This window comes from Pantoea cypripedii, assembly GCF_002095535.1.
Classification (GTDB): domain Bacteria; phylum Pseudomonadota; class Gammaproteobacteria; order Enterobacterales; family Enterobacteriaceae; genus Pantoea; species Pantoea cypripedii.
The window spans coordinates 582,618-605,250 of the sequence record NZ_MLJI01000002.1; the positions used below are offsets into that span (position 1 = coordinate 582,618).

18 protein-coding genes are annotated in these 22,633 nt (G+C 55.1%); 7 read left to right on the forward strand and 11 right to left on the reverse strand.

Annotated features, from left to right (window positions below; translation table 11 throughout):
- Window positions 1-234: 234 nt before the first annotated feature.
- Genes HA50_RS23920 through HA50_RS23930 form a run of 3 tightly spaced genes read right to left on the reverse strand, consistent with a single transcriptional unit; the run spans window position 235 to window position 2,352 of the window.
- On the reverse strand, window positions 235-1,167 hold the full coding sequence (locus HA50_RS23920) for a 5-oxoprolinase subunit C family protein (protein ID WP_084879301.1): 933 nt from the start codon (window positions 1,165-1,167) through the stop codon (window positions 235-237).
- The gene (pxpB, locus tag HA50_RS23925; protein WP_084879302.1) at window positions 1,157-1,882 is read right to left on the reverse strand and encodes a 5-oxoprolinase subunit PxpB; all 726 of its coding nucleotides are present in this window, start codon (window positions 1,880-1,882) and stop codon (window positions 1,157-1,159) included. Before pxpB ends, HA50_RS23920 begins: the two co-directional genes overlap by 11 nt.
- A gap of 44 nt (window positions 1,883-1,926) precedes the next feature.
- On the reverse strand, window positions 1,927-2,352 hold the full coding sequence (locus HA50_RS23930) for a VOC family protein (protein WP_084879303.1): 426 nt from the start codon (window positions 2,350-2,352) through the stop codon (window positions 1,927-1,929).
- A 109-nt stretch (window positions 2,353-2,461) separates the two neighbouring features.
- On the opposite strand from HA50_RS23930, the gene HA50_RS23935 reads away from it, so the two are divergent.
- The 7 genes from HA50_RS23935 (at window position 2,462) to HA50_RS23965 (ending at window position 12,516) form a co-directional block, all read left to right on the forward strand.
- Complete coding sequence (locus HA50_RS23935; protein WP_244193661.1) at window positions 2,462-3,373, forward strand: LysR family transcriptional regulator; 912 nt, start codon at window positions 2,462-2,464, stop codon at window positions 3,371-3,373.
- Window positions 3,374-3,475: 102 nt separating this feature from the next.
- Window positions 3,476-5,299 carry an ABC transporter permease gene (locus HA50_RS23940; RefSeq protein WP_084879304.1) on the forward strand — a complete coding sequence of 608 codons (1,824 nt, stop codon included), beginning with the start codon at window positions 3,476-3,478 and terminating at the stop codon, window positions 5,297-5,299.
- 1 nt (window position 5,300) lies between these two features.
- Entirely contained in the window at window positions 5,301-6,374 is a 1,074-nt protein-coding gene (locus HA50_RS23945) for an ABC transporter ATP-binding protein (protein WP_084879305.1), read from the forward strand.
- 30 nt (window positions 6,375-6,404) lie between these two features.
- On the forward strand, window positions 6,405-7,508 hold the full coding sequence (locus HA50_RS23950; protein ID WP_084879306.1) for an ABC transporter substrate-binding protein: 1,104 nt from the start codon (window positions 6,405-6,407) through the stop codon (window positions 7,506-7,508).
- Window positions 7,509-7,562: 54 nt separating this feature from the next.
- Complete coding sequence (locus tag HA50_RS31620) at window positions 7,563-8,993, forward strand: inositol monophosphatase family protein (RefSeq protein WP_084879307.1); 1,431 nt, start codon at window positions 7,563-7,565, stop codon at window positions 8,991-8,993.
- Entirely contained in the window at window positions 8,983-9,987 is a 1,005-nt protein-coding gene (locus HA50_RS23960; protein WP_084879308.1) for a LacI family DNA-binding transcriptional regulator, read from the forward strand. The genes HA50_RS31620 and HA50_RS23960 overlap by 11 nt, the downstream gene beginning before the upstream one ends.
- A 339-nt stretch (window positions 9,988-10,326) precedes the next feature.
- Window positions 10,327-12,516 carry a TonB-dependent siderophore receptor gene (locus HA50_RS23965; RefSeq protein ID WP_084879309.1) on the forward strand — a complete coding sequence of 730 codons (2,190 nt, stop codon included), beginning with the start codon at window positions 10,327-10,329 and terminating at the stop codon, window positions 12,514-12,516.
- A 41-nt stretch (window positions 12,517-12,557) separates the two neighbouring features.
- On the opposite strand, the gene HA50_RS23970 is transcribed toward HA50_RS23965, so the two are convergent.
- From HA50_RS23970 to HA50_RS24005, 8 genes are all read right to left on the reverse strand, one after another.
- Complete coding sequence (locus HA50_RS23970; protein ID WP_084880202.1) at window positions 12,558-14,075, reverse strand: HAL/PAL/TAL family ammonia-lyase; 1,518 nt, start codon at window positions 14,073-14,075, stop codon at window positions 12,558-12,560.
- 85 nt (window positions 14,076-14,160) lie between these two features.
- The gene (locus HA50_RS23975; protein WP_084879310.1) at window positions 14,161-15,033 is read right to left on the reverse strand and encodes an ABC transporter substrate-binding protein; all 873 of its coding nucleotides are present in this window, start codon (window positions 15,031-15,033) and stop codon (window positions 14,161-14,163) included.
- Window positions 15,030-15,758 (reverse strand): ABC transporter permease, encoded by a 729-nt coding sequence (locus HA50_RS23980; RefSeq protein ID WP_084879311.1) that lies wholly within the window; start codon window positions 15,756-15,758, stop codon window positions 15,030-15,032. Before HA50_RS23980 ends, HA50_RS23975 begins: the two co-directional genes overlap by 4 nt.
- Window positions 15,755-16,405 carry an ABC transporter permease gene (locus tag HA50_RS23985; protein ID WP_084879312.1) on the reverse strand — a complete coding sequence of 217 codons (651 nt, stop codon included), beginning with the start codon at window positions 16,403-16,405 and terminating at the stop codon, window positions 15,755-15,757. The genes HA50_RS23980 and HA50_RS23985 overlap by 4 nt, the downstream gene beginning before the upstream one ends.
- The gene (locus HA50_RS23990) at window positions 16,402-17,505 is read right to left on the reverse strand and encodes an ABC transporter ATP-binding protein (protein WP_084879313.1); all 1,104 of its coding nucleotides are present in this window, start codon (window positions 17,503-17,505) and stop codon (window positions 16,402-16,404) included. Before HA50_RS23990 ends, HA50_RS23985 begins: the two co-directional genes overlap by 4 nt.
- A gap of 70 nt (window positions 17,506-17,575) precedes the next feature.
- Window positions 17,576-18,817, reverse strand: a complete 1,242-nt coding sequence (locus HA50_RS23995) for a Zn-dependent hydrolase (protein ID WP_084879314.1) — start codon at window positions 18,815-18,817, stop codon at window positions 17,576-17,578.
- Window positions 18,811-20,208, reverse strand: coding sequence for a dihydroorotase (locus tag HA50_RS24000; RefSeq protein WP_084879315.1), 1,398 nt, complete (start codon window positions 20,206-20,208; stop codon window positions 18,811-18,813). Before HA50_RS24000 ends, HA50_RS23995 begins: the two co-directional genes overlap by 7 nt.
- A 113-nt stretch (window positions 20,209-20,321) precedes the next feature.
- Window positions 20,322-22,631 (reverse strand): molybdopterin-dependent oxidoreductase, encoded by a 2,310-nt coding sequence (locus HA50_RS24005; RefSeq protein ID WP_084879316.1) that lies wholly within the window; start codon window positions 22,629-22,631, stop codon window positions 20,322-20,324.
- Window positions 22,632-22,633 lie beyond the last annotated feature (2 nt).

The following is a 22,633-nucleotide window of genomic DNA, read 5'->3' on the forward strand; positions in this document are numbered from 1 at the left end:
GATAAAAATGATGGATGAGTTAATTAAATGATTTTTATTTTCATTTGCGCGCTTACTGTCCCGCTTATTTCCCCCTTTTTTCATCCGTTAAATGGGAAATAAAAGTACTTAGCAGGCGATCATTTATTCCGCTGCACATTATGCAGGCAATATCCTCATTTTGGTGCAGGTAAATAGCAGGCATTAAAAAACCGGTCATTGACCGGTTTATATTTCCCGCGAATAAAATAACGCTTACGCGCACAAAGCATTCAGCCATGCAGCACGCTCAATCGCCAGTTGTTGTGCCTGATCGACGCTGATCAGCCGAAATTGTATTTCGTCGCCAGGCAGCATTTGTGCCAGGCGCGGCAGATCGACGCTGGCAACATGGGCAATTTTTGGGTAGCCGCCCGTGGTTTGTGCATCGGCCATCAGGATAATCGGCTGCCCATCGGGAGGCAGTTGCAGGGTACCGTAATCCACCGCTTCCGAAGGCAGTTCCATAGCCTGTTCACGGGTAATCACTTCGCCTTCCAGGCGATAACCCATGCGATTCGAATCCTGGCCGATACGATAAACCGCAGCGAGAAAACGTTGCTGCATGTCAGCGGAGAGTTGCCGCCAGTGACGTCCGGCCATCAGGCGGATAGGTTGTTGCTCGCGAGGGAAAAGCGCTGGCGCGTTAAAGGGCAATACGCGGGGTGTGGCGTTGGCAAAGGCGCTGCGGGTAACCAGATGGTCGCCCTGCCGCAGATAGCGTCCGGCAAAACCGCCAAATTGCGCCATCAGGCAAGTGCTGTGGCTGTTCATCGTCGGTGAAACATGAAAGCCACCGTGCACGGCTAAATATGCCCTCGCCCCCTGCCGACGCTGACCAAAACCGAGCACCGCCCCGGCAGGAACAGAAACCGCCTGCTGCATGGGCACCGGCTGCCCGTCAATATGCGGTGAAAGATCGGCCCCGCAGATGGCGATAACGGCACGACGCCAGAAGCGCAGCCGCGGCCCCAGCAGGGTAATCTCCAGCGAAGCACAATCGCGCTGATTGCCGACTAACAGGTTGGCAAGGCGGTGCGAGTAGCGGTCCATCGCCCCACACACCGGCACACCCGCCTGCTGATAACCGTAGCGCCCTTCATCTTGCAGGCTGCTGGCCATACCGGGGTGTAACACCTCAAGCGACATAGGGCATCTCCTCCAGTGCTTTGAATTCCGCTTCATCAATGGCACGGAAGCGCACCCGATCACCGGCCTGCAACAGGCACGCCGGTTGGCGTTCGGTGGAAAACAACGTCAGTGGCGTTCGCCCTATCAGGTTCCAGCCGCCCGGTGAGGTCAGTGGGTAAATCACCCCCATTTGGTTGGCGATACCGATCGATCCTTTTGCGACAGAAAGACGCGGTGTGGCGCGACGCGGCAAGGTAAAAATCGCATCCAGCGCCCCAAGGTAGGGATGACCGGGCAAGAAGCCGAGCATCAGCACATCGACGACTTTTTGCTGGTGACGGCTGACCACTTCCTCGGGTGATATCCCGCAATGCTGCGCAATATTTATCAGGTCCGGCGCGTACTCCCCCTGATAGCAGACAGGAATGACCATCTCGCGTCCCTGTTCCGTTTCCTGCGGGGAAAAGCGACTCAGGATTGCATCCAGGCGATTCACCAGTTGGCTGTAAGGTGACAGGGAATTATCGATACGCCACAGCACTTCCGGCTGATAGTGAATACCGAGCGAATGCGCCGCTGGGACGATATCACGGACGCCAGGCAGTGGATTAGCATGCAGAAATCGCGCGAGCTGGGAGAGCAGAGTATGGGGTGCGGAATGCCCAGGTAAGGTGATAATCATGCAGCGTTCACCGGAAGGATCGCGCCGCCACGTTAAGGTTTGCTTGACCATAGTGTCCCGTAATCTGGCGAGGCGAACCTCGCCCTGGCAGTGGCTTAACGAGCGAACAGCTGGCTCATATCTTTAAACGCTTTGAATTCCAGCGCATTGCCACACGGGTCGAACAGAAACATGGTTGCCTGCTCGCCCACCTGCCCTTTGAAGCGGACATAGGGTTCAATCACGAATTCAGTTTTGAAATCACGCAGACGGGCAGCCAGCGCTTCCCACTCTTCCCAGCTCAGAATGATGCCGAAATGCGGCACCGGCACATCGTGACCATCGACAGGGTTGGTATGTGCATGATCCTGGTTCGCGGTTTTAGGATGTTCGTGAATCACCAGCTGGTGACCGTAGAAGTCGAAGTCCACCCACTGGGTGCTGGAACGGCCTTCGCTCAGACCAAAGATTTCGCCGTAAAAGCTACGCGCAGCAGCCAGGTCGTAAACAGGAATCGCAAGGTGAAAAGGACTTAACGCCATGTTGTGCTCCAGAATCAAGGTTGTATTGGTGTCGTTGTGATTCTGTGATAATAAGGATAAAATTTTTATTAAAAGCGAATATATTTTTCGTCAAACAACAATTTTTTCGATGAGTGTGGATATTATGCTGCGTGAGCTAAAAACCTTTGTGGCAGTAACTCAGTTAGGATCTTTTGCCGCCGCCGGACAGCGGATTGGCTTAACCCAGTCGGCAGTCAGTGCGCAAATTCGCAGCCTCGAAGAGGCGCTGGGAATGCAGCTGTTTGACCGCTCCGGTCGCACCGCCATTCTCAATGCTGACGGCAATCGCGCGTTACCGATGGCCGAAGAGATTCTGCAAATCTTCTCCCGCATGGCGCAGCCCGAAAACCTGAATGATTATCGCGGTTCGATAAAAATTGGCGCGATATCCTCGATTCAGACCGGATTGTTACCGCAGGCATTGACTCAACTGCACGCCACCGCACCAGGACTGGAGACCAAACTGCTGCCGGGGGTTTCTTTTAATCTGCTGACCCAGGTTGAAGCCGGGAATATTGACCTTGCCGTAGTGATCAAACCGGGATTTCCGCTGGCGAAAGAGCTGTGGCATAACACGCTGGTGCGCGAACCTTATGTGCTGATTACGCCCGCCACGCTTACGGGTGATGAACCGCTGGCGTTGCTGCGCAGCCAGCCGTTTATTCGCTATGATCGCACCTCATTTGGTGGGCGTCAGGTCAGCATGTTTCTGCGCGAACATCGTCTGGAACCCAAACTGGCGCTGGAAGTGGATGAAATCGATGCCATCGTAAAAATGGTAGAGAGCGGCTTAGGTATCGCGCTGGTTCCCTGGGCGGGTTTATGGACGGAGCGGCAGTGTGCCTTGCGTATTCTCCCCCTCGGCGACCTGACGTTTTATCGCGAACTGATCGTCGTCACGCGCTATGCCAACCATAATGCCCCCTTGCACCGCCTGATTATCGAATGCCTGCAACAGGCTGCTATTCCCTTAGGTGAATCACCCGTTTCCGCCGGTTAATTTGCCGCGCGCAACATTTTGCACATATGTGCAAAAAGGTCGCAAAACTGTAACATTGCACCGATATATTCCTGTCTGTTTTCAACCGACAGGGATGCATCTGTGTCTTATCAAGCCGAAACACACCCGCGCAACATAGCGTGGACGAAGCTCCGCCACACGTTGTCCATCATCAGCCAGGAACCCGCCAATCTGCTGGGTGCACTGCTGATGATGCTGTTTAGCTGGATCATTCTTGCCCCGGTGGTTGCGGTACTGCTGAATGCCGTGCTGGTGCAAAGTGGTGACGAAGGTCGCACCGATGCCACCGAGGGCGCATTCACCACTTACTACCTGCTGCGCACCCTGACATCAAAAATGTCGGATCTGCTGCTCTGGACACCGTTGCTCAATACGCTGGCCGTGGCTCTGAGCACCGTGGTGGGTGCACTGATCGTCGGGATGACGCTGGCCTGGCTGATCAACCGCACCGATGTCGCGGGCAGAAAGGGATTCGCCACCCTGCTTATCGTGCCGTTTATGCTGCCCTCCTGGACCTTCGCCCTGGCGTGGACCACCATTTTTAAAAACCACGCCATTGGCGGCCAGCCGGGCTGGCTGGAGGCGATGGGGATCCAGACGCCAAACTGGGTGGCCTATGGTTACTTCCCGATTGTGGTGATCATGGTGCTGCACTACGCGCCGCTGGTGATCCTGATTGTCGGCAATGCCCTGAAGCGCATGGATAGCCAGATGGAAGAATGCGCCAGGGTGCTGGGTGCCTCGCGCCGCACCATTGCCTGGAAAATTATCATTCCGCTGATGCGCCCGGCGCTGTTGTCTGCCGCCTTGTTGATCTTCGCCGACTGCATCGGTGAGTTCGCCCTGCCGTATATTCTCGGGCTTCCGGTGCACTTCGACACCCTCTCCACCGGGTTATACCGGGCGATCGGTACGCGCCAGTCCGGCGTGGCAGCGGTTATCGCCACAGTGATTATGCTGATGGGGATGATCACCCTGATCCTCGATATGAAGATGCTGCGCGAGGCAAAACGCTTTGTCACCGTCGGTGGCAAAGGCGTGATGGAACGTCGCCGCCAGCTGGGATCCTGGCGCATGCTGGCCTCCTTCCTGCCGCTGACGTTTGTGCTGCTGGGGGTGGCGATTCCGCTAATCACCCTGTTCCTGTCAACGGTGATGACCCTGCCAGGCCGCTTCACCGCCGACAACTTTACGCTGGCGTACTGGATCGGGCACAACCTCGATACTGTTGCCCTGCATAACGGCATCCTGCTGACGCCGGAATTCTGGCATACGGTGTGGAACACCCTGCTGATCGTCGGCTCCGCCTCCGCGGCCTGTGGGGTGCTGGGCTTACTGGTGGGTTATGCGGTGATGCGCTGCCATTCGCGCTGGATCGCAGCTTTCTTGCGTCAGTTAACCTTCCTGCCGTATCTGGTGCCCGGCATCGCCTTTGCTGCCGCCTTTCTTTCGTTGTTTGCCGTGGCTCGCGGGCCGGTACCGGCGTTATACGGCACCCCGCTGATTCTCATCCTGGCATTGATTGCCGAAAAAATGCCTTATGCCAGCCGTTCCGGCATCGCGGCGATGACCCAGTTAGGCAAAGAAGCGGAAGAAGCGGCGCGTATCGCCGGTGCCGGTTGGTTCGCGCGCATTTCCCGCATTGTGATCCCCATTCAGGCAGCGCCGCTGGCTACCGGGATCCTGCTGCCGTTTATTTCTGGCATTAAAGGCGTGAGCCTGTTCGTCATCCTCGCGACCCCGGCTACGGACGTGCTGACCACGTATTCCCTGCGTCTGATTGACTACAACTACCAGCAGGCGGCCAACGCCGTGGTGCTGATGATTGCGCTTATTTCCTGGGCTGGCACGGTGATGATTCAGAAAATCACCGGAACTGGTCTGGCCGATGGTCTGGAGAACTAACATGCCCTCAATCCATTTATCCAATCTGACCAAAACCTATGCTGGCAGCAGCGCGCCAGCGGTGAATAACATCAACCTGACAGTGAAAGACGGCGAATTTATGTGCCTGCTCGGACCGTCCGGCTGCGGTAAAACCACCATCCTGCGTATGATCGCCGGGATTGAGCATGCCAGCGGTGGCGAAATCATCATCGGAGACAAGGTGGTGGATTCCGTGCTTCAGGGTACCTGGTTGCCCCCTGAGAAACGCGGTATCGGCCTGGTTTTTCAGAGCTACGCGCTGTGGCCGCACATGACCGTGGAACAAAACGTGGATTTCGGTCTGCGCCTGCAAAAAGTCCCGGCTAAAGAGCGTGTTGCCCGGTGCCGCGACGTGATGGAAAAACTGCGTATCGCCGATTACGCCGCGCGTTATCCGGCCCAGCTGTCTGGCGGACAACAGCAGCGTGTTGCCCTGGCGCGTATGCTGGCGGTTAACCCCGGCGTGCTGTTGCTTGACGAACCGCTGTCTAACCTCGATGCCACGCTGCGGCTGGAAATGCGCGCCGAGCTGCGCCGCTTACATGCCACCTTCGGTACCACCATTGTTTTTGTCAGCCACGATCAGTGGGAGGCGATGACTCTCGCCACCACCATCGCGGTGATGAGCGCCGGGCAGATGCAGCAGGTCGGCACGCCGGATGAAATCTATGCCACCCCGGCGAACCGCTTTGTCGCCGAGTTTATCGGCACGCCAAGGCTGAATATGATCCCGCTTGATCAGCCGTTAAGCCCGCTGGCGCAGCATTTACAGCAGCGCTTTTCGCTGGACGCACCTGCGCAGGTCTGCGGGATCCGGCCAGAAGAAGTGGTGATCAGCGCGGAATCCGTCAGCAACAGCGTGCCAATGACCATCGATAACATCATGCCCACTGGCGGCAGCTGGGTGATTGAACTGGTGGCTGGCAATGATCATCTGTTCCATTCCACCCAGTTGCGACCACGCTGGCAGGCACAGCAGCAGGTGCATTGCCAGTTACCCGCTCACTCCCTGCATTTCTTTAACAGCCACGGGCAGCGTGTTGCTGCGCTTTAACCCAATTGTTCACTTGATGATGGAAGCAAAATGAAACGTCGTTTAACCACCCTTTTCGTCACCAGTACCTTACTCAGCGGCCCGCTGGCCCATGCGGAATCCTTCGATTTGCAGGCCCTGATCGCTGCCGCCAAAAAAGAACAACCGATTACCGTCTACGCTTCCACCGGGAAGATTGTGCAGCAGGCGAAAGCCTTCAGTGAACAATACGGGTTACAGGCGACCGGGGTAAAAGCCGATGCCCCGCAGATTATTGAAATCATGAGCCGTGAAGCGCAGGCAAAGAATGTCAGGACGGATGTGGCGATCGTCGAGGATGCACCAGCCGGGATGACGCAGCTGATCAACAAAGGTTATGCCCAAAGCTGGGTGCCGGACGATCTGCGCGGCAACATTGCCGCCCGCTATCAGCAACCGCTGACCGTGGTGCTGGCACCCAATGTCTTCGCCTACAACACCGAACATCACACCACCTGCCCGGTCACCAATATCTGGCAGCTTACCGAGCCGCAGTGGCATGGACGGGTGGCGATGCAAGATCCCACCAGCAAACCCGCGTATACCGACTGGTTCAGTCAGATGGAAACCCATTACGATCAGCAGATCCGCGATGCCTACCAGCAGGAATTCGGCAAACCGCTGCATACCGATGAAAAATCGGCCACCGCGGCGTTTGTCAAGGCGCTGGCAGGCAACGGCGTTTTGCTCACCCATTCTGACAACGATGCCGCTTCCGCCATTGGCGCACCGGATGGCAAAACTGACTTTGTTGGACTGGTTTCAACTGCCAAATTTCGCGACAACAAGCTGGGGATGAAACTGGGTCTGTGCAGCGGCATGAAGCCCTTTATCGGCTGGAATTATCCCAGCCTCGGGGTGATAGCCACCGGTAGCCATAGCCCGAATACGGCTAAACTGTTTATTCATTATCTGTTAACGGCTGAAGGCATCGCCCCACAGGGCGTAGACGGCAAAATGTCGACCAATCAGACGGTAAAACTGCCTGCTGATGAAGCCTCCGGCATCGAAAAATACCGGGCAGAATTGATGGAATACCTGACGGCAACCGCCAAAAACGACTGGAAAAGCCGTCAGGACTGGCAGGATATCTGGAGCCTGAACTATCAAAAATAGCGATTGACCAGACCAGGCGATCACCCTTTTTCTCTTCATCACAGGCAGATAACCTTGACCATTATCGATATAGCACAACGAGAAGCGGCGCTGAAACGCATTGTCATCGAGGCGGGAGAGTCCGCACTGCGCTATTTTCACTCGCGCAAAGCGGGTGAATATCAACTCAAAGGACACCAGGATATTCTCACCGAAGCCGATACTGCGGTTGAAGCGCTGGTGTTACAGGCCATCAAAGACGCCTTCCCCAACGACCTGGTGCTGGGCGAAGAGAGCGCCCATCCCCCTGCCAGTGCAGAGAGTTTGTGGGTGGTCGATCCGATTGATGGCACCGCCAACTATGCCCGCGGCATCACCCATTTCTGCGTGTGTATTGCCTGGGTTCACCAGGGCATCACCGAACTGGGTGCCATCTACAACCCGGTCAGCAAGGAGCTTTACCAGACGCGCCGTGGCCACTATGCGCTGAAAAATGATCAACCGTTACACTGTAACGCCATTGACGATATGCAGCAGGCCTGTTTAGAACTGGGCTGGTCTTCCCGTCATAGTCAGCGCCGCTATCTCGACGTGATGGCTGCCATGCTGAACCAGGGGGCCAGCGTGCGTCGCGGCGGTTCCGGTGCCCTGGCGCTGGCCTGGGTCGCGGAAGGACGCACCGATGGTTATGTTGAACTGCATATGAATGCCTGGGATTGTCTCGCGGGCTTGCTGCTGGTACGCGAAGCAGGCGGCCAGACCGGGCCCATTCCTGGCGATGCGGCGGGTATTTTTAACGGCCTGCCGGTACTGGCCGCTGCGCCTGGCATCGCGGCCTCCGTTGCGCGCGCATCGGGCATCCCACTGGACATTCCGGCAGTGCCGCTCCCGACGTTGACAACGCATTATCCCCGCCCGCCGCTCAGTTTAATCGTCAGCGATTTTCCCGGCTGGGACGTGGATATCTATATCGGCGGTTCCAGCGGCGTGTGCGATGCGGCGCTGCTGGCCGAACATGATATTGGTATCGTGATTAACTGCGCGGTGAATCTGGATATCGACTGGGTCACTACCCCGGAGGACCCTGCGGCAGCGCATCTGCTGAATCACGGTTCCGGCGCAGTGCGTTACTACAAAATCGGGCTGATTGACGGTGACGGTAATGCGCCGGAAATGCTGCATGCCGGTTATTACCTGATGCGCTCGGCGCTCCAGCAGCAGATTCCTGATAAACCCTCCTACCGCAACCGCAAACGGGGCAATATTCTGGTGAACTGCCGTGGCGGGCGCAGTCGCTCAGTGGCGCTGGTGGCGCTGTTTATGCACCTTGAGTGTCCGCAACGCTATCCAACACTGGACGATGCCCTGGCCGTGGTCCGTGACCAGCGTCAGCTCCATCCGGATGAATGGTTCGAAACACCCAAACCCTCGCTAACCCGGCTGGCGGAGCATGCCATCGCCATCGAAAACGCACTCAGCGCGGCAGGTTTGCGTCATGAGCGATAAAAATCCGGGTTTTGCCAGCGCCACCGAGGTGGCGCGCCTCGCGGGCGTTTCCCGTTCCGCAGTGTCGCGCACCTTTACCCCTGGCAGCAGCGTTTCGGCGGAAACCCGGCGTAAAGTGCTCGCGGCCGCACAGGCGCTTAATTATCACGTCAATCATCTGGCGCGCGGCCTCTCCAAAGAGGCCAGCCGCCCGGTGTGTATCCTCGGCGGTAACCTGGCGTCGCCGTACCAGGCCAGTTTACTGGAGCATCTCACCCGCAGCCTGAATAAATATGGCCGGGCGGTGATGGTGATCAACACCGATGACGGCGAGGACAGCGCCAGAGAAGCCCTGCAACAGACGCTCAACTACCGTTCTACGGCCACCATTGTGCTGTCAGGCAAGCCCCCCAGCTCGCTGATTGAAATCTGTCTGCAAAGCGGGCAGCAGGTGATTGTGATCAACCGTATGGGGCAGTTTGCCGGAGCAGATAGCATTGAGATCGATTACAGCTCGACCATGAATGAAGCCTTTAATCTGCTGGCTAACGCGGGCTGCCATCGCATCGCGCTGGTGTCCTCCTCTGCACGCTCGCCAAGTATGGTGATCCGCGAAACCCGCTTTCTCGAAGCGGCAGCACAGGCCGGGACCCAGGTGTCGCTGGTCAGGCCCGGTAGCGCCAGCTATCAAAGCGGTGTCGATGCTGCGTGTGAACTGCTGAGTCAGACAACACGCCCGGATGGCGTGTTCTGCGTCACCGACCTTATCGCCTGCGGGTTTATGGACGCTGCCAGGTATGAGTTTGGTCTGCGCATTCCGCAGGATATCAGCGTAATTGGCTTCGATAACATCGAGCAGGCCAGCTGGCTGGGTTATCAACTCACCACCTTTTCCCAGCCGCTGGCCGAGATGGCCGAAGCCACCTGCGAACTGCTGCTGTCCCCCACCGCCGATACGCCGAACCGCCGGGTGTTTCAGGCGCTGCTGGTGCAGCGCAATAGTTTAAAAGCCTGAGACAGATTTCGGGTTTTGCCATGGAAGATTGTGCCAGCGCTAGGTGCATCTTCCTGTCATCCTGAAGGACAAACGCATTAATTTTGTGAGGATTTCGCTAAAAATAAGTGTGTAAATATTTCAGGATATTGTTGAGAATGTAAAAGAAATACATATTATAACGATAATCATTATCAATAATAAGATGAGTTTCCCTTATGAATCACCCTTCTGTAAATCCGGGTATTAACGCGATGACCCGGCCGGTATTGATGACTCGCCCTTCTCCTGAGCTCCACCCGCATTGCAATAAAATCATTATTAAACAATAACCTAAAATACCTTCTGGGAAAGATAACCATGAAACAACCTTATCTCTGGGTTATAAAACCCTGCCTGCTTGCCATGCTCTCTTCCGTTGCCTGGGCGGAGGAGTCACCGGAGGGACAGCTGGTGGTGTCAGCCAACCGTTCACACCGCAGCGTGGCGGAAATGGCCCAAACCACGTGGATTGTCGAACAAGCCGAGATCGAGCAGCAGGCCCGTGGCGGCAAGGAATTGAAGGAAATTCTGGCGCAGCTCATTCCCGGTATGGACGTAAGCAGTCAGGGGCGAACCAATTACGGTATGAATATGCGTGGACGCTCCATGATGGTGATGGTTGATGGTGTGCGTCTCAATTCATCGCGCAGCGACAGCCGTCAGCTGGATTCCATTGATCCTTTTAATATCGAACGCATTGAAGTGATTTCAGGGGCGACATCGCTTTATGGCGGCGGCAGTACCGGCGGCCTGATCAACATCGTCACCAAAAAAGGTCAGCCAGAGACGCAGGTTGAAGTACAAACCGGGCTTAAAAGCGGATTCAACAGCCATAACGATCATGATGAGAACATCGCCGCAGCGGTCAGTGGCGGTAATGACAAGGCAGCCGGTCGCTTGTCTGTGGCATACCAGCGTTATGGTGGCTGGTATGACGGCAAGGGTGATGAAGTCATTATCGATAACACCCAGACCGGGCTGCAATATTCCGACCGCCTGGATGTCATGGGCACCGGTACGCTCAACATCGACGACCATCAGCAATTGCAGCTGACCACGCAGTATTATAAAAGCGAATCGGATGGCAAACACGGCCTGTATCTGGGAGAGAACTTCTCCGCCGTGACCGGCTCGGGCAATGCTTACAATAGCGGCAATCTGGATTCGGATCGTCTGCCCGGCACTGAACGTCATCTGATTAATCTGCAATACTCGAATACCGATTTCCTCGGTCAGGATCTGGTTGCCCAGATTTACTATCGCGATGAAAGTCTGACGTTTTACCCCTTCCCGACGCTCAGTGGTGGGCGCGTTACCAGCATCGGTGCATCACAACAAAAAACGGATTTTTATGGCGGAAAACTGACGCTGAACAGCAAGCCGGTTGATGCCCTGACGCTGACTTATGGTATCGATGCAGAACATGAAACTTTTGATGCGAATCAGCAATTTTTTGACCTCACCACTGCTGCCGCCAGTGGTGGGATGACGCTGAACAACGCGTACAACGTGGGTCGCTACCCAGGTTACAGTATTACTAACCTCGCGCCGTTCCTGCAATCCAGCTACGACTTTGCCGCCATCACGCTGAGTGGCGGCGTACGTTATCAGTACACCAAAAATAAAGTGGATGATTTTGTCGGCTATGCCCAGCAGCAGGCGATTGCCACGGGTCGAGCCAACTCGGCAGATGCGGTGCCTGGCGGCACCACCGACTACAACAACCTGCTTTTCAATGCCGGTATCCTGGGACATCTGACGGAACGTCAGCAGCTGTGGTTCAATTTTTCGCAAGGCTTTGAAATCCCGGATCTGGCGAAATATTACGGATCCGGCACCTATCAGCTCAGTAATGGTCACTACAATCTGACCAATAGCGTCAACGTCAATAACTCAAAACTGGACGGTATCAAGGTTGATGCCTATGAACTTGGCTGGCGTTTTACCGGCGATAATGTGCGCAGCCAAATCGCGGCCTATTATTCCCTGTCAGATAAAACCATCAGCATCAACAAAACAGATATGACGATTAATCTCGACGACGATAAACGCCGCATTTATGGCGTGGAAGGTCAGGTGGATTATTTCTTTAGCGACAGCGAATGGAGTACCGGGACCAATTTCAACCTGATCAAATCTGAAACCCGTGTCGATGGTCAATGGCAGAAGCTGAGCGTAGATAGCGCCAGCCCTTCTAAAGTCAGCGCCTGGCTTAACTGGACGCCAGGTAACTGGAATCTGCGGGTGCAGAGCACCCAGACCTTCGATGTTTCCGATGCGGATGGCAAAAAAATCAATGGCTACAATACGGTGGATCTGCTGGGAAGTTATGACCTACCGATTGGCAAACTCAGCTTCAGTGTCGAAAACCTGCTGGACAAAGATTACACCACCGTCTGGGGCCAGCGCGCGCCGGGTCTGTACAGTCCAACCTACGGTGATGCCGGTCTTTATACTTACAAGGGGCGAGGCCGAACCTTTGGGCTGAACTATTCCGTCGTGTTCTGATCGTTTTATCAGGCACCCACCCGCTGGGTGCCTGACACGCGTTATGCCATTACCGCATCAACAATCTTATTCAACTCGCCGTTATCAATGAACTGACGCACCGCCGCCAGATCCGGGTACATGGCGCGGTCACGATCGCGGAAAGCCACTTTGGTTCTGATCAGTTGCAGCGCCGCTGCGGTGGCGGTGGCAGCTTGTAATGGTGCATGAAAATCCAGTGCCTGCGCCGCGCACAGCAATTCGACACTTAATAAATCGGCCAGATTATCGGTGGCAGCCTGCGCTTTACGCGCTGATGCTGCACCCTGCGAAATATGATCCTCCTGCCCCGCCACCGTAGACATGGTGTGGACTGACGCCGGGGCCGCCAGCAGGCGATTCTCGGCAGACAGCGCCGCCGCCACGCACGGCGAGATGGAGAATGCCGAACCACCGCCCTGATCGGCGGAAAGAAATCCGGGTAAACCACTCAAATGGCCGTTCACCAGTCGATCGCTGCGGGCCTGCGAGATGGTGGATAAAGTGGCAATCGCCATCGCCAGATGATCAAGCGCCAGTGCCACCGGGGCACCATGCCCATTACCACCAGGCAGGGCGACTAACGCGTTATCTTCAACAATAAATACCGGATTATCAGTTAACGAATTGATTTCTATCTCCAGCACGCGTCGGCAGCAGGCGATGGCATCCCGCACCGCACCGTGCACCTGCGGAATACAGCGCAAACTCAGCGCATCCTGCAAGCGATGGTCACGATAGTGAGCCAGAATTGCACTGTCCGCTAAAATTTTCACTAAGCGTTCGGCGGTTTCGGTCTGACCAGGATGCGGACGAAAGCGATGCAGCCGAGGATCGTAACCACGGGTATTCCCTTTCATGGCTTCCAGACTCATCGCACCCGCCAGATCGGCCAGCTTGATCAGCGCCTCGCAGCGGACCAGTGCTATTGCCCCCAGGCCACTGATCTCATAAGTGCCACTGATCAGCGCATGCCCTTCACGCGGCCCCGGTTCACGCACCGCAATACCGGCACGACGCAGTGCTTCAGCGCCGGGTAACAGCTCGCCCTGATACCAGGACTCACCTTCGCCAAATACCGCCAGCCCGATATGCGCCGTCGCAATCAGATACCCCACCGAGCCACCCATGGGAGCGCGGGGAATTACCCCCTGGTTTAGCATGGCCACCATAGTGGCGAGCAACTCAGGTGATACACCACTGGCACCTTTCAGCATCGCCACAATGATAGTTGCCATAATCGCCCTGACATTGCAGGCATCGAGCGGTTCACCGACCCCGCTGGCGTGGCTACGCAGCATATTTAGCTGGGTGCGTTTGATCTCTTCAGGGGTTAATTTGACGGAATACAAATCACCGATACCGGTTGTCAGGCCATAAATTGGCATGCCGCTGCTTATTGCGCTCTGCATAAGCCTCTGCGTTTGGCGCATATTTTCCAGAGAGGCAGTATCAAGAGAAACTTTAGCCCCGGCAGCGATCGCCACAATATCGTCAACGGAACATCCCTGATCGCTTAATAGCACACGCTCTTGCTTCATCAACACCGCATGCATGAAGTCTTTCATTTCATATCCAGCCGTCATGATAATCAGGTGGAAGAGTTTCCTCTTCCACCGCGTGGCGTTAGTTTATTTTATGTGCTTTAAGCCAGTCATTGGCGATCGTATCAAAATCATCATGATCATTAAGGCGCGCATTCATCGCAATCAAATCTTCCGTGGTTAACGCCTGAGAAATGGCATTTAACGTATCACTCACGGTCTTATCTGCTTTCGCGGCTGACAGCAAGGGAACGACATTCTGGACCGGATTAAGATTTTTGGTATCTTTTAACGACACCAGATTTTTAGTGTTAATAGCAGGGTCAGTGGAGAACACACAGGCAACATTCACCTGTCCATGCTCCAGGGCAGAAAGCGTCAATGGACCGCACACGTCCAGCGTTTTATAGGATTTGAAATTCAAGCCGTAGACCGATTTTAATCCGGGGATCCCTTCCGGGCGGGTTTTCCATTCTGCCGGACCGCCGAGGATCATATTTTTACTGTGATCCTTAAGATCATCGATATCTTTCAGATTATATTCACTGGCGGTTTTCTTCGTCACCGCGAGGGTCACCACATCCTGAGCCTGTGAGGGCGTCAGCATGGCAATCCCTTTTGGCAACACCTTCTTCAGGTCACTGGTCACTTGATCGCTGCTTTTCGCTGTAGAACTCTTATCAAAATATTGCAGGGCCGCACCGGTATATTCCGGAATCAGGTTGATTGAGCCATCAGTGAGCGCAGGCATGTATACCTCCCTGCTGCCGATATTCATTTTCCTTTCAACATGAATATTCTTCGCTGCCAGCGCATCCGCATAAATGGTCGCTAACAGCTGGCTTTCAGGAAAATCCGCCGATCCGACAATAATGGTGGCGGGCGTTGCCGCATAAGATGCCTGAACAAACGCGAGAGAAAACAGTGACACGGCAAACAAATGACTCAATTTCATTTAAGCAGACTCCGGTTGCGTGTAGAAAATAAACGAATGGGTGATTTCAGCAGGGGCTCCCGCCGTAAAATGCCAGGGGAAACAATGATTCTGATCAGCAGTGAAAAAAAACAATCAACCAGCAGTGCCAGCAATGCCACCAGCACTGCGCCCGCAATCATTTGCTGATAATCGTTTTGTGCGCGCCCATCAATAATTAACCGTCCCAGACCGCCTAATGAAACATAAGCAGCGATGGTAGCGGTGGAGATGATTTGCAGCGTTGCGCTACGAATACCGGAAATAATCAAGGGTAAGGCACAGGGTAATTCTACGGTTAATAACAGACGTAAGTCGGAATATCCCATTCCTCTGGCGGCATCAATCACGGTACGATCGATACTGGTAATTCCCGACCAGATGCCAAGCATAATCGAAGGCAACGCCAGGGCAATTAACACAATCAGGCTGGGGATGATAAAGGCTAAATCCGAGGTGAAAACCGGTCCCAGAACAATCACCAGAATAATGATCAGGCCAAATGAAGGCAAAGCCCGCAGAGCATTGGCGCAACCCAGTAATAACCGTTCACCTTTGCCGGTATGGCCGCAGTAGCAACCAATCGGAAAGGCCACGATCATGGTGCAAATCAGGGCAACCGCGCTGTAAATCAGATGCTGATAGATCAGTACCCATAAGCCACCATCGCCCGTCCAGTGTGCACCATTCATAAACCAGTCGATCATGATGTTCTCCTTGCCGGTTGCCACATCACCAGACGACGGGTGCCATAGACCACCAGGTTATCGAGGATAAAGGCCAGCAGAATACACAGCACCACCCCGGCGATGATCGGCGTCAGAAATTGCAGCTGAAAACCCTGGGTAAATAAACTGCCTAACTGTGGCGTGCCCACCAGCGCCGCAATCGAGACAATGCTGACGTTAGAGACGATGGCGACACGGATACCTGCGGCAATCACCGGTATGGCGATCGGCAGATCGATAGCGACAAATTGCTGCAAGGGTTTGTATCCCAGGGCAAGAGCCGCCTGGCGGATATCTGGCGCGACGGAATCCAGTCCATCACATACCGTACGTACCAATAAGGCGAAGGCGTAAATCGTCAGCGCCACCACCACATTGATGGTGTCGAGAATGCGTGTTCCCAGCACGGCGGGCAGCAAAATAAACAGCGCCAGCGAGGGAATGGTATAAAGCAGGCCAAACAAATTGAGGATGACCGCTTTCAGGCGCGGCACCGCCTGAATTAAGCGTCCAATCGGGATAGCCAGCAATAAACCGATAAACACCGGCACCACCGACAGCCAGAGATGCCAGATAAACAGCTGGAAGATCTGATCGCTTTGCCGCAATAACCAATCAAACCTCATAACCCCACCTCCTTATTACTGGCACGCAGGGTTTCCAGCACATTATCAAAATCCATTGCCCCTAACAGGCGTTGCTGGTCATCAACAATAATGCCCCTTTGGCAGGGAGAGCTGAGCACCGCGTCCGTCAGCTGACGTAACGTGCCGGATAAAGGCGAGAAGGTGCTGCCAAGATTAATGTCGTGCAGGTCAACGGTTGCTGCCGTGGTCTGTTCCACATCAAACCAGCCCAGCGGTTTCTGATCTTCGGTGACCAGAATCCAGCGCCCCTGAGCCAGCGCTCTGGCGTTGGCCACACTCTCACCCACGCTGATACTGGGCTCTGGTTGCAGAGGCAATTGCGGGTGCAATGGGCTGAAGGTTAAACGGCGGTAGCCACGATCACGGCCAATAAAATCAGCCACAAACGGGCTTTTAGGCGCGGTCAGCAGCGTCGCCGGTGACGCCATTTGCGCCAGTCTGCCGCCCGGCATCAGCACCGCCACCTGATCCCCCAGCTTCATCGCCTCATCAATATCGTGGGTGACCATGATGATGGTTTTGCCAATTTCCCGTTGCAGACGCAGAAATTCATCCTGCAACTGTTCACGCACCACCGGGTCAACCGCACTGAAAGGTTCATCCATCAGCATAAATTCCGGGTCAGAAGCCAGCGCTCGCGCCACACCGACGCGCTGCTGCTGTCCGCCCGAAAGCTGCCAGGGGTAACGGGTTGCCAGTGCTGCCGATAACCCCACCCGTTCCAGCAATTCGTGTGCCGTTTTACGCGCTGCCTGGCGGGTTGCACCGTTGAGAATGGCAGTCACAGCGATGTTATCAATGATGTTTTTATGCGGAAAAAGCCCTGCATTCTGAATCACATAGCCAATTCTTCTGCGCAGTTTGACCACATCCATTTCTTCGATGGATTGACCATTAAGTAAAATTTTCCCCGATGAATGCTCAATTAACCGATTAATCATGCGTAATGTGGTGGTTTTGCCGCATCCTGATGGCCCGACAAGAATGGTGAGCTTCCCGGTCGGTGCCGTTAAGGACAGCCGGTCAACAACCAGCGTGCCATCTTCATAATGTTTGGTGACGTTCTCGAACGAAATCATGATTAATCCACTACCTTATTTTCTGTGCCGCCCCGCAATGAACGCTGAATGAGGGGCGGCAGTCTGGTGTTCAGGAGCCGCGCAGGTCAAAAGCGATTAAAGAATCCAGTAATACGCTGATGCCACGCGCCAGTTGTTCTTGTGATGTCCACTCTTCCGGACAGTGGCTTTTGCCGAGCAGGCTGGGAACAAACAGCATTGCTGCGGGGGCGAGGGTGGCGATAAAGGCGCTGTCATGCCCGGCACCGCTGGGCATGACCCGGGATAGCCATCCGCGCTGCTGGCATGATTGCTCAATCAACGCCATCAGTTGCGGGTGACAGAGGGTCGGATGGGTGTCCGTCAGGACTTCAAAGTCATGCAACGAGACGCTGCACTCCTGTGCGGCCTGTACAGCGATCGCTCGCAGTGATGCGGCAAATGCCTCCATCAGCGCGTGATTGTCTGAACGGATGTCAAACACCAGCCTGACTTCACCCGGCACCACATTGCTGGCGTTGGGTGAGGCAAAGATTTGCCCGCAGGTGACAGTCAGATGATGATCGGTGGTTTTAAGTACCGCACGCGCATGGCTATCGGCACGCTGAATCACGTTGGCCGCCGCCACCAGCGCATCCTGACGCATCGCCATCGGTGTAGTACCGGCATGAGCGGCCTGGCCGCTTAACGTCAGCGTCAGACGTAAAATCCCGACAATGCCACTGACAATACCGATATCCTCCTCGTGATGTTCGAGGATCTGTCCCTGTTCAATGTGCAGTTCAAAACTGGCGGTGATGTCGTTTCTGACAGACAGCTGGTCAGGATTGCCGCCCATCCGCCGTACCGCCTCCCGCAGCGTTTCTCCGCTGACCGGGTGTGGTGTTGCCAGTAATTTTTCATCGAGAAAGCCACTGATTCCCCGGCTGCCGACGCAGGAAACACCCCATTCGCTGGGTTCTTCCGCCAGAAAATCGATGATTTCAAGGGTGTGCCGGGGCCGGTAACCGGCATGGCTCATTGCTGCCACGCACTCCAGCCCGGCAATCACCCCGGCGATACCGTCAAAGCGCCCGCCCCCTGGCACGGTATCGCTGTGAGAGCCTATAACGACAATTCCCGCCTCGGGATCCGTCCCCTGGAGAGTGCCAATCAGGTTGCCCGCGCTATCAATGCGTGTCGCCAGTCCCAGCTCCTGCATCAGCTGGGTTAACCAGCCGCGCCCTTGCAGGAAACGATCGCTGAACGAACGACGCGTGTAGGGTTGCGCCGGGTCGGTGTACTGGCTCAGGGTTTGCAGCCATTGCCACATCCGATTGTCGTTGATCAGCATGTGCCCGGCTCCTGACGGCGGGTCTGTGGCGACACAAACTGGCCATTACCGGGTTCTGCCGTCACCACATTGTCGGCATAGACCCATTCACCGCGCAGCATGGTGCGTTCAACCCGGTAATAGATTTCGCGTCCATCATAAGGGGACCAGCCAGAGAAGTTATTGCCGCTGGCCGCCGCCGAATAGATATAGGGATCGCGTTTAATGATGATCAGATCGGCATCTTTGCCGCATTCCAGTGCGCCTTTGCAATTATCCAGTTTAAACAGCCGCGCCGCGTTATAACTCAGCACTTTCGCTAGATGATGAAAGGCCACATTGCGTTGTTCAGCACCGGTCAGCGCCAGCGTCACCAGCAGTTCGAGGCCTGAGGCACCAGAGGCATTTTCAAACATATTGGCGGATTGTTTGCGATCCAGTGACCAGCTAACGTGATCGGTGGAAAGGACGGTAATATTTCCCTGTTCCAGATGCTGCCACAAGGCTTCACGTTCCGCTTTCTGGCGCACCGGCGGATTAATTTTTGCCTTTCCGACCAGCCGGGCAACATCTTCTTCTTCGCTGAGCGTTAAATAATGCAGGCAGGTTTCGACGGTGACATCGTATCCCTGGTCACGATAACTCTTGCATAATTGAATGCCACGGCCATTCGAGCAGTGAACAATATGCGCACGGCAACCTGTTTCCGCGCCCAGTTCATACACTTCGGCACTGGCGATATTTTCCGTATAACGAGGACGGGAAAGATTATGCGCACGGTAGTCGGTAATATTTTCCTGTTTTAATTTTTCAATCAGGAATTTTACCGACTCATCATTTTCATTATGTACGCCGGCAATTAAACCCAGCGAGGCGATTTCACTAAAACATTCATGCAGCATATGCGGCGCAATACGCGGGAAACGCTGAGCATCGGTGCCGAAACTGGAGAATTTAAAACCGATGGCACCGGCCTGCGCCATCGCCGCCAGATGTTGTTTGCCTTCCTCTGGATGAACCGTGCCATACAAAGCAAAATCAACCCTGACCTGAGCTTCTGCTTCTGCTCTTTTCAGGTTAAACAGTTCTTCGTTGCAGATTAAACGCCCGGCATCATAAGGCATATCCACGATGGTGGTCACACCGCCCGCCGCCGCCGCCTTCGTTGACCAGATAAAATCTTCATTGTCTTTCTGACTGCGGCTGTGAACCTGAGCATCAATCGCACCGGGGAAAATATAGCTACCACGATAATCAATCACCTCATTCGCTTCAGGCACGCCCTCTTCTGCTGAACCTACCGCGACAACGAGTCCCTGGTTAATCGCGACAAAACCGTCATCAATTATTCTGTCGGCCAGAACAACAATACCTGTGATGACCTTTTCACATGTGAATTTCTGCGAAGACATATTCATACCTTTTTAAATTTAAATTAATACCACTGCAAATCGGAATGAAATCACCCTGGCTGTAAAAACCGCATGACTTCTCACGCTTATTTAATGCTGAATAACCCACCGGCTTATTCGGTCTGGTAATAAATATCCGGCGGGGTAAATGCCGTAACCGGCGGTGCCGTGCCAGCATAGCTCTCAATTTCCACTAGCAGAGAATTACAGCTGGGTCCCTGCGCAAGCGGAGAGCTGCCTTTATCCTGCGTCAGGACATTGGGATTGCCATGCTTATCCAGGCAGCCATCATCAAGATAGATCGGGTCAAACCAGGCACCGGTGGGCAGTTGCGCCACTCCGGGTATCAAGGACTCCGTTAGTCTCACCCCGGCAAGACATTGACCCCGCGCGTTGTAAATGCGCACGATGTCGCCCTCGCCAATTCCCCGCGCATCGGCGTCGGCTGCATTCATCAGCAGACGATTACGTCCACCGATTTTCCCGTCGCGGCTGTGTTTGCCGTGATCATACTGGCTGTGCAATTTGTCCGCGGGCTGTGGCGATAACAGATGAATCGGATAGTGCCGGGCCAGATCCGATCCCAGCCATTCATCCGGTGCCAGCCACACCGCATGCCCTGGGCACTGCGCATAACCAAAATCGGCAACCTGTTGTGAAAACAATTCAATGCGGCCCGAAGGCGTACGCAGAGGATGAGCCAGCGGATCGGCACGAAATTCTGCCAGCACGTTGAAATGGCTTTCCGCTAACGGGAAGGTGGTGACTTCCTGTTGCCAGAACTGTGTAAACGGCGGCAATTGCGGATTGCGGCTGCGTGATTGCTCATAAAGTTCGGCAACCCAGTCTTCTGCTGTTTTCCCCTCGGTGAACGACGCTTCAAAGCCCATCAGTCGCGCCAGTCCCTGGAAAATATGGTAATCATCACGCGCTTGCCGGAAAGGCGGGATCGCCTGCTTCATCGCCACTACGGTGTTATCGCGGTTCACCAGCGCCAGATCGTTGCGCTCAAATGAAGTGGTGACCGGCAACACAATATCCGCATGGCGTGCGGTGGCCGTCCAGAATGGTTCCTGCACGATAATAGTTTCCGGTTGCTGCCAGGCTTCAACCAGACGATTAAGATCCTGATGATGGTGAAAGGGGTTACCGCCCGCCCAGTACACCAGACGGATATCCGGATAACGCAGCGTCTTGCCGTTAAAGGCATATTCGGCATGGGGTGACAGCAGCATATCGGCCAGCCGCGCCACCGGGATGCTGTCCTCAACCGGATTCTTCCCCTGTGGCAGACTCGGCCAGCGATAGCCCAGTTCATCCTGACCCACACCGTTCAGACAGGCATAGCCGAAACCGAATCCCCCGCCCGGTAAACCGATATCCCCGAGCATAGCGGCCAGCGTGACAGCGGCCCAGTAAGGCTGCTCACCGTATTCCGCGCGCTGAATGGCCCAGTTAACCATGATCATGGTGCGTTTCGTGGCGATTAACTCTGCCAGCTCGATAATCTTTGCCTGCGGCACGTCACAGATTTGCGCAGCCCACGCGGCATCCCTGGTGATGCCATCGTCCTGGCCCTGTAAATAGGCCAGAACCTGATCAAAACCCACGGTATAACGCTGAATAAACGCCATATCGTGCCGTTGCTGCCGGATCAATTCACTGCACAGCGCCAGCATCAACGCGGTATCGGTATTCGGGCGGATCGGCAACCAGTCACACGCCATCTGCTCCGGCATATCCTGGCGGCAGGGCGAAATATTAATAAACTGCACGCCCTGCTCAGCAGCCTGTTGCAGCGCCTGCTGATGATTGTGCCTGCCGACGCCACCGCCCTGAATCTGGCTATTGCGGCCAGGTAAGCCGCCAAAAGTCAGCACCAGGCCGCTATGATTGGCGATCTGCTCCCAGGTGGTGTAGTGGCTCACCAACCCGCGCTGATTGCCAATGATATACGGCAGCACCACTTCACCCGCTGCGGATGAGTAGGTATTCTCTGAGCCGGTATAGCCCCCGGCCAAATTAAGAAAACGATGGATCTGGCTTTGGGCATGATGGAAACGTCCGGCGCTGGCCCAGCCGTAGGAACCTGCATAAATCGCCCGGTTGCCATACTGCCGCCGCACACGATCCAGCTCTCCCGCCACCAGCCCCAGTGCTTCGTCCCAGGACACTTCGATAAACTCATCCCGGCCGCGCGGCTGGCGATCGCGGGAGGTTTTATCCAGCCAGCCACGGCGGATCAAAGGGCGGGCAATGCGCACCGGACCATCAACCGCTTCCGGCAGCGATTCACCAATCGCCGAGGGTTCCGGATCTTCCGCCCAGGGCTGCACGCCGACAATGGTCGCGTTCTCAATCTGCAACTGGTAAATCCCCCAGTGCGTTGAGGTCAGAACGGAGCGCGTGGATGACTGTGACATCG

What these genes read in the sequence shown, in the direction of transcription:
- HA50_RS23980 (WP_084879311.1), bottom strand. Translation starts at nt 15,758, where the DNA reads ATGATCGACTGGTTTATGAATGGTGCACACTGGACGGGCGATGGTGGC.
- pxpB (WP_084879302.1), bottom strand. Translation starts at nt 1,882, where the DNA reads ATGGTCAAGCAAACCTTAACGTGGCGGCGCGATCCTTCCGGTGAACGC.
- HA50_RS23930 (WP_084879303.1), bottom strand. Translation starts at nt 2,352, where the DNA reads ATGGCGTTAAGTCCTTTTCACCTTGCGATTCCTGTTTACGACCTGGCT.
- HA50_RS23975 (WP_084879310.1), bottom strand. Translation starts at nt 15,033, where the DNA reads ATGAAATTGAGTCATTTGTTTGCCGTGTCACTGTTTTCTCTCGCGTTT.
- HA50_RS23995 (WP_084879314.1), bottom strand. Translation starts at nt 18,817, where the DNA reads ATGCTGATCAACGACAATCGGATGTGGCAATGGCTGCAAACCCTGAGC.
- HA50_RS23920 (WP_084879301.1), bottom strand. Translation starts at nt 1,167, where the DNA reads ATGTCGCTTGAGGTGTTACACCCCGGTATGGCCAGCAGCCTGCAAGAT.
- HA50_RS24000 (WP_084879315.1), bottom strand. Translation starts at nt 20,208, where the DNA reads ATGTCTTCGCAGAAATTCACATGTGAAAAGGTCATCACAGGTATTGTT.
- HA50_RS23970 (WP_084880202.1), bottom strand. Translation starts at nt 14,075, where the DNA reads ATGAAGCAAGAGCGTGTGCTATTAAGCGATCAGGGATGTTCCGTTGAC.
- HA50_RS23965 (WP_084879309.1), top strand. Translation starts at nt 10,327, where the DNA reads ATGAAACAACCTTATCTCTGGGTTATAAAACCCTGCCTGCTTGCCATG.
- HA50_RS23960 (WP_084879308.1), top strand. Translation starts at nt 8,983, where the DNA reads ATGAGCGATAAAAATCCGGGTTTTGCCAGCGCCACCGAGGTGGCGCGC.
- HA50_RS23935 (WP_244193661.1), top strand. Translation starts at nt 2,462, where the DNA reads ATGAGTGTGGATATTATGCTGCGTGAGCTAAAAACCTTTGTGGCAGTA.
- HA50_RS23950 (WP_084879306.1), top strand. Translation starts at nt 6,405, where the DNA reads ATGAAACGTCGTTTAACCACCCTTTTCGTCACCAGTACCTTACTCAGC.
- HA50_RS23945 (WP_084879305.1), top strand. Translation starts at nt 5,301, where the DNA reads ATGCCCTCAATCCATTTATCCAATCTGACCAAAACCTATGCTGGCAGC.
- HA50_RS23985 (WP_084879312.1), bottom strand. Translation starts at nt 16,405, where the DNA reads ATGAGGTTTGATTGGTTATTGCGGCAAAGCGATCAGATCTTCCAGCTG.
- HA50_RS23990 (WP_084879313.1), bottom strand. Translation starts at nt 17,505, where the DNA reads ATGATTTCGTTCGAGAACGTCACCAAACATTATGAAGATGGCACGCTG.
- HA50_RS24005 (WP_084879316.1), bottom strand. Translation starts at nt 22,631, where the DNA reads ATGTCACAGTCATCCACGCGCTCCGTTCTGACCTCAACGCACTGGGGG.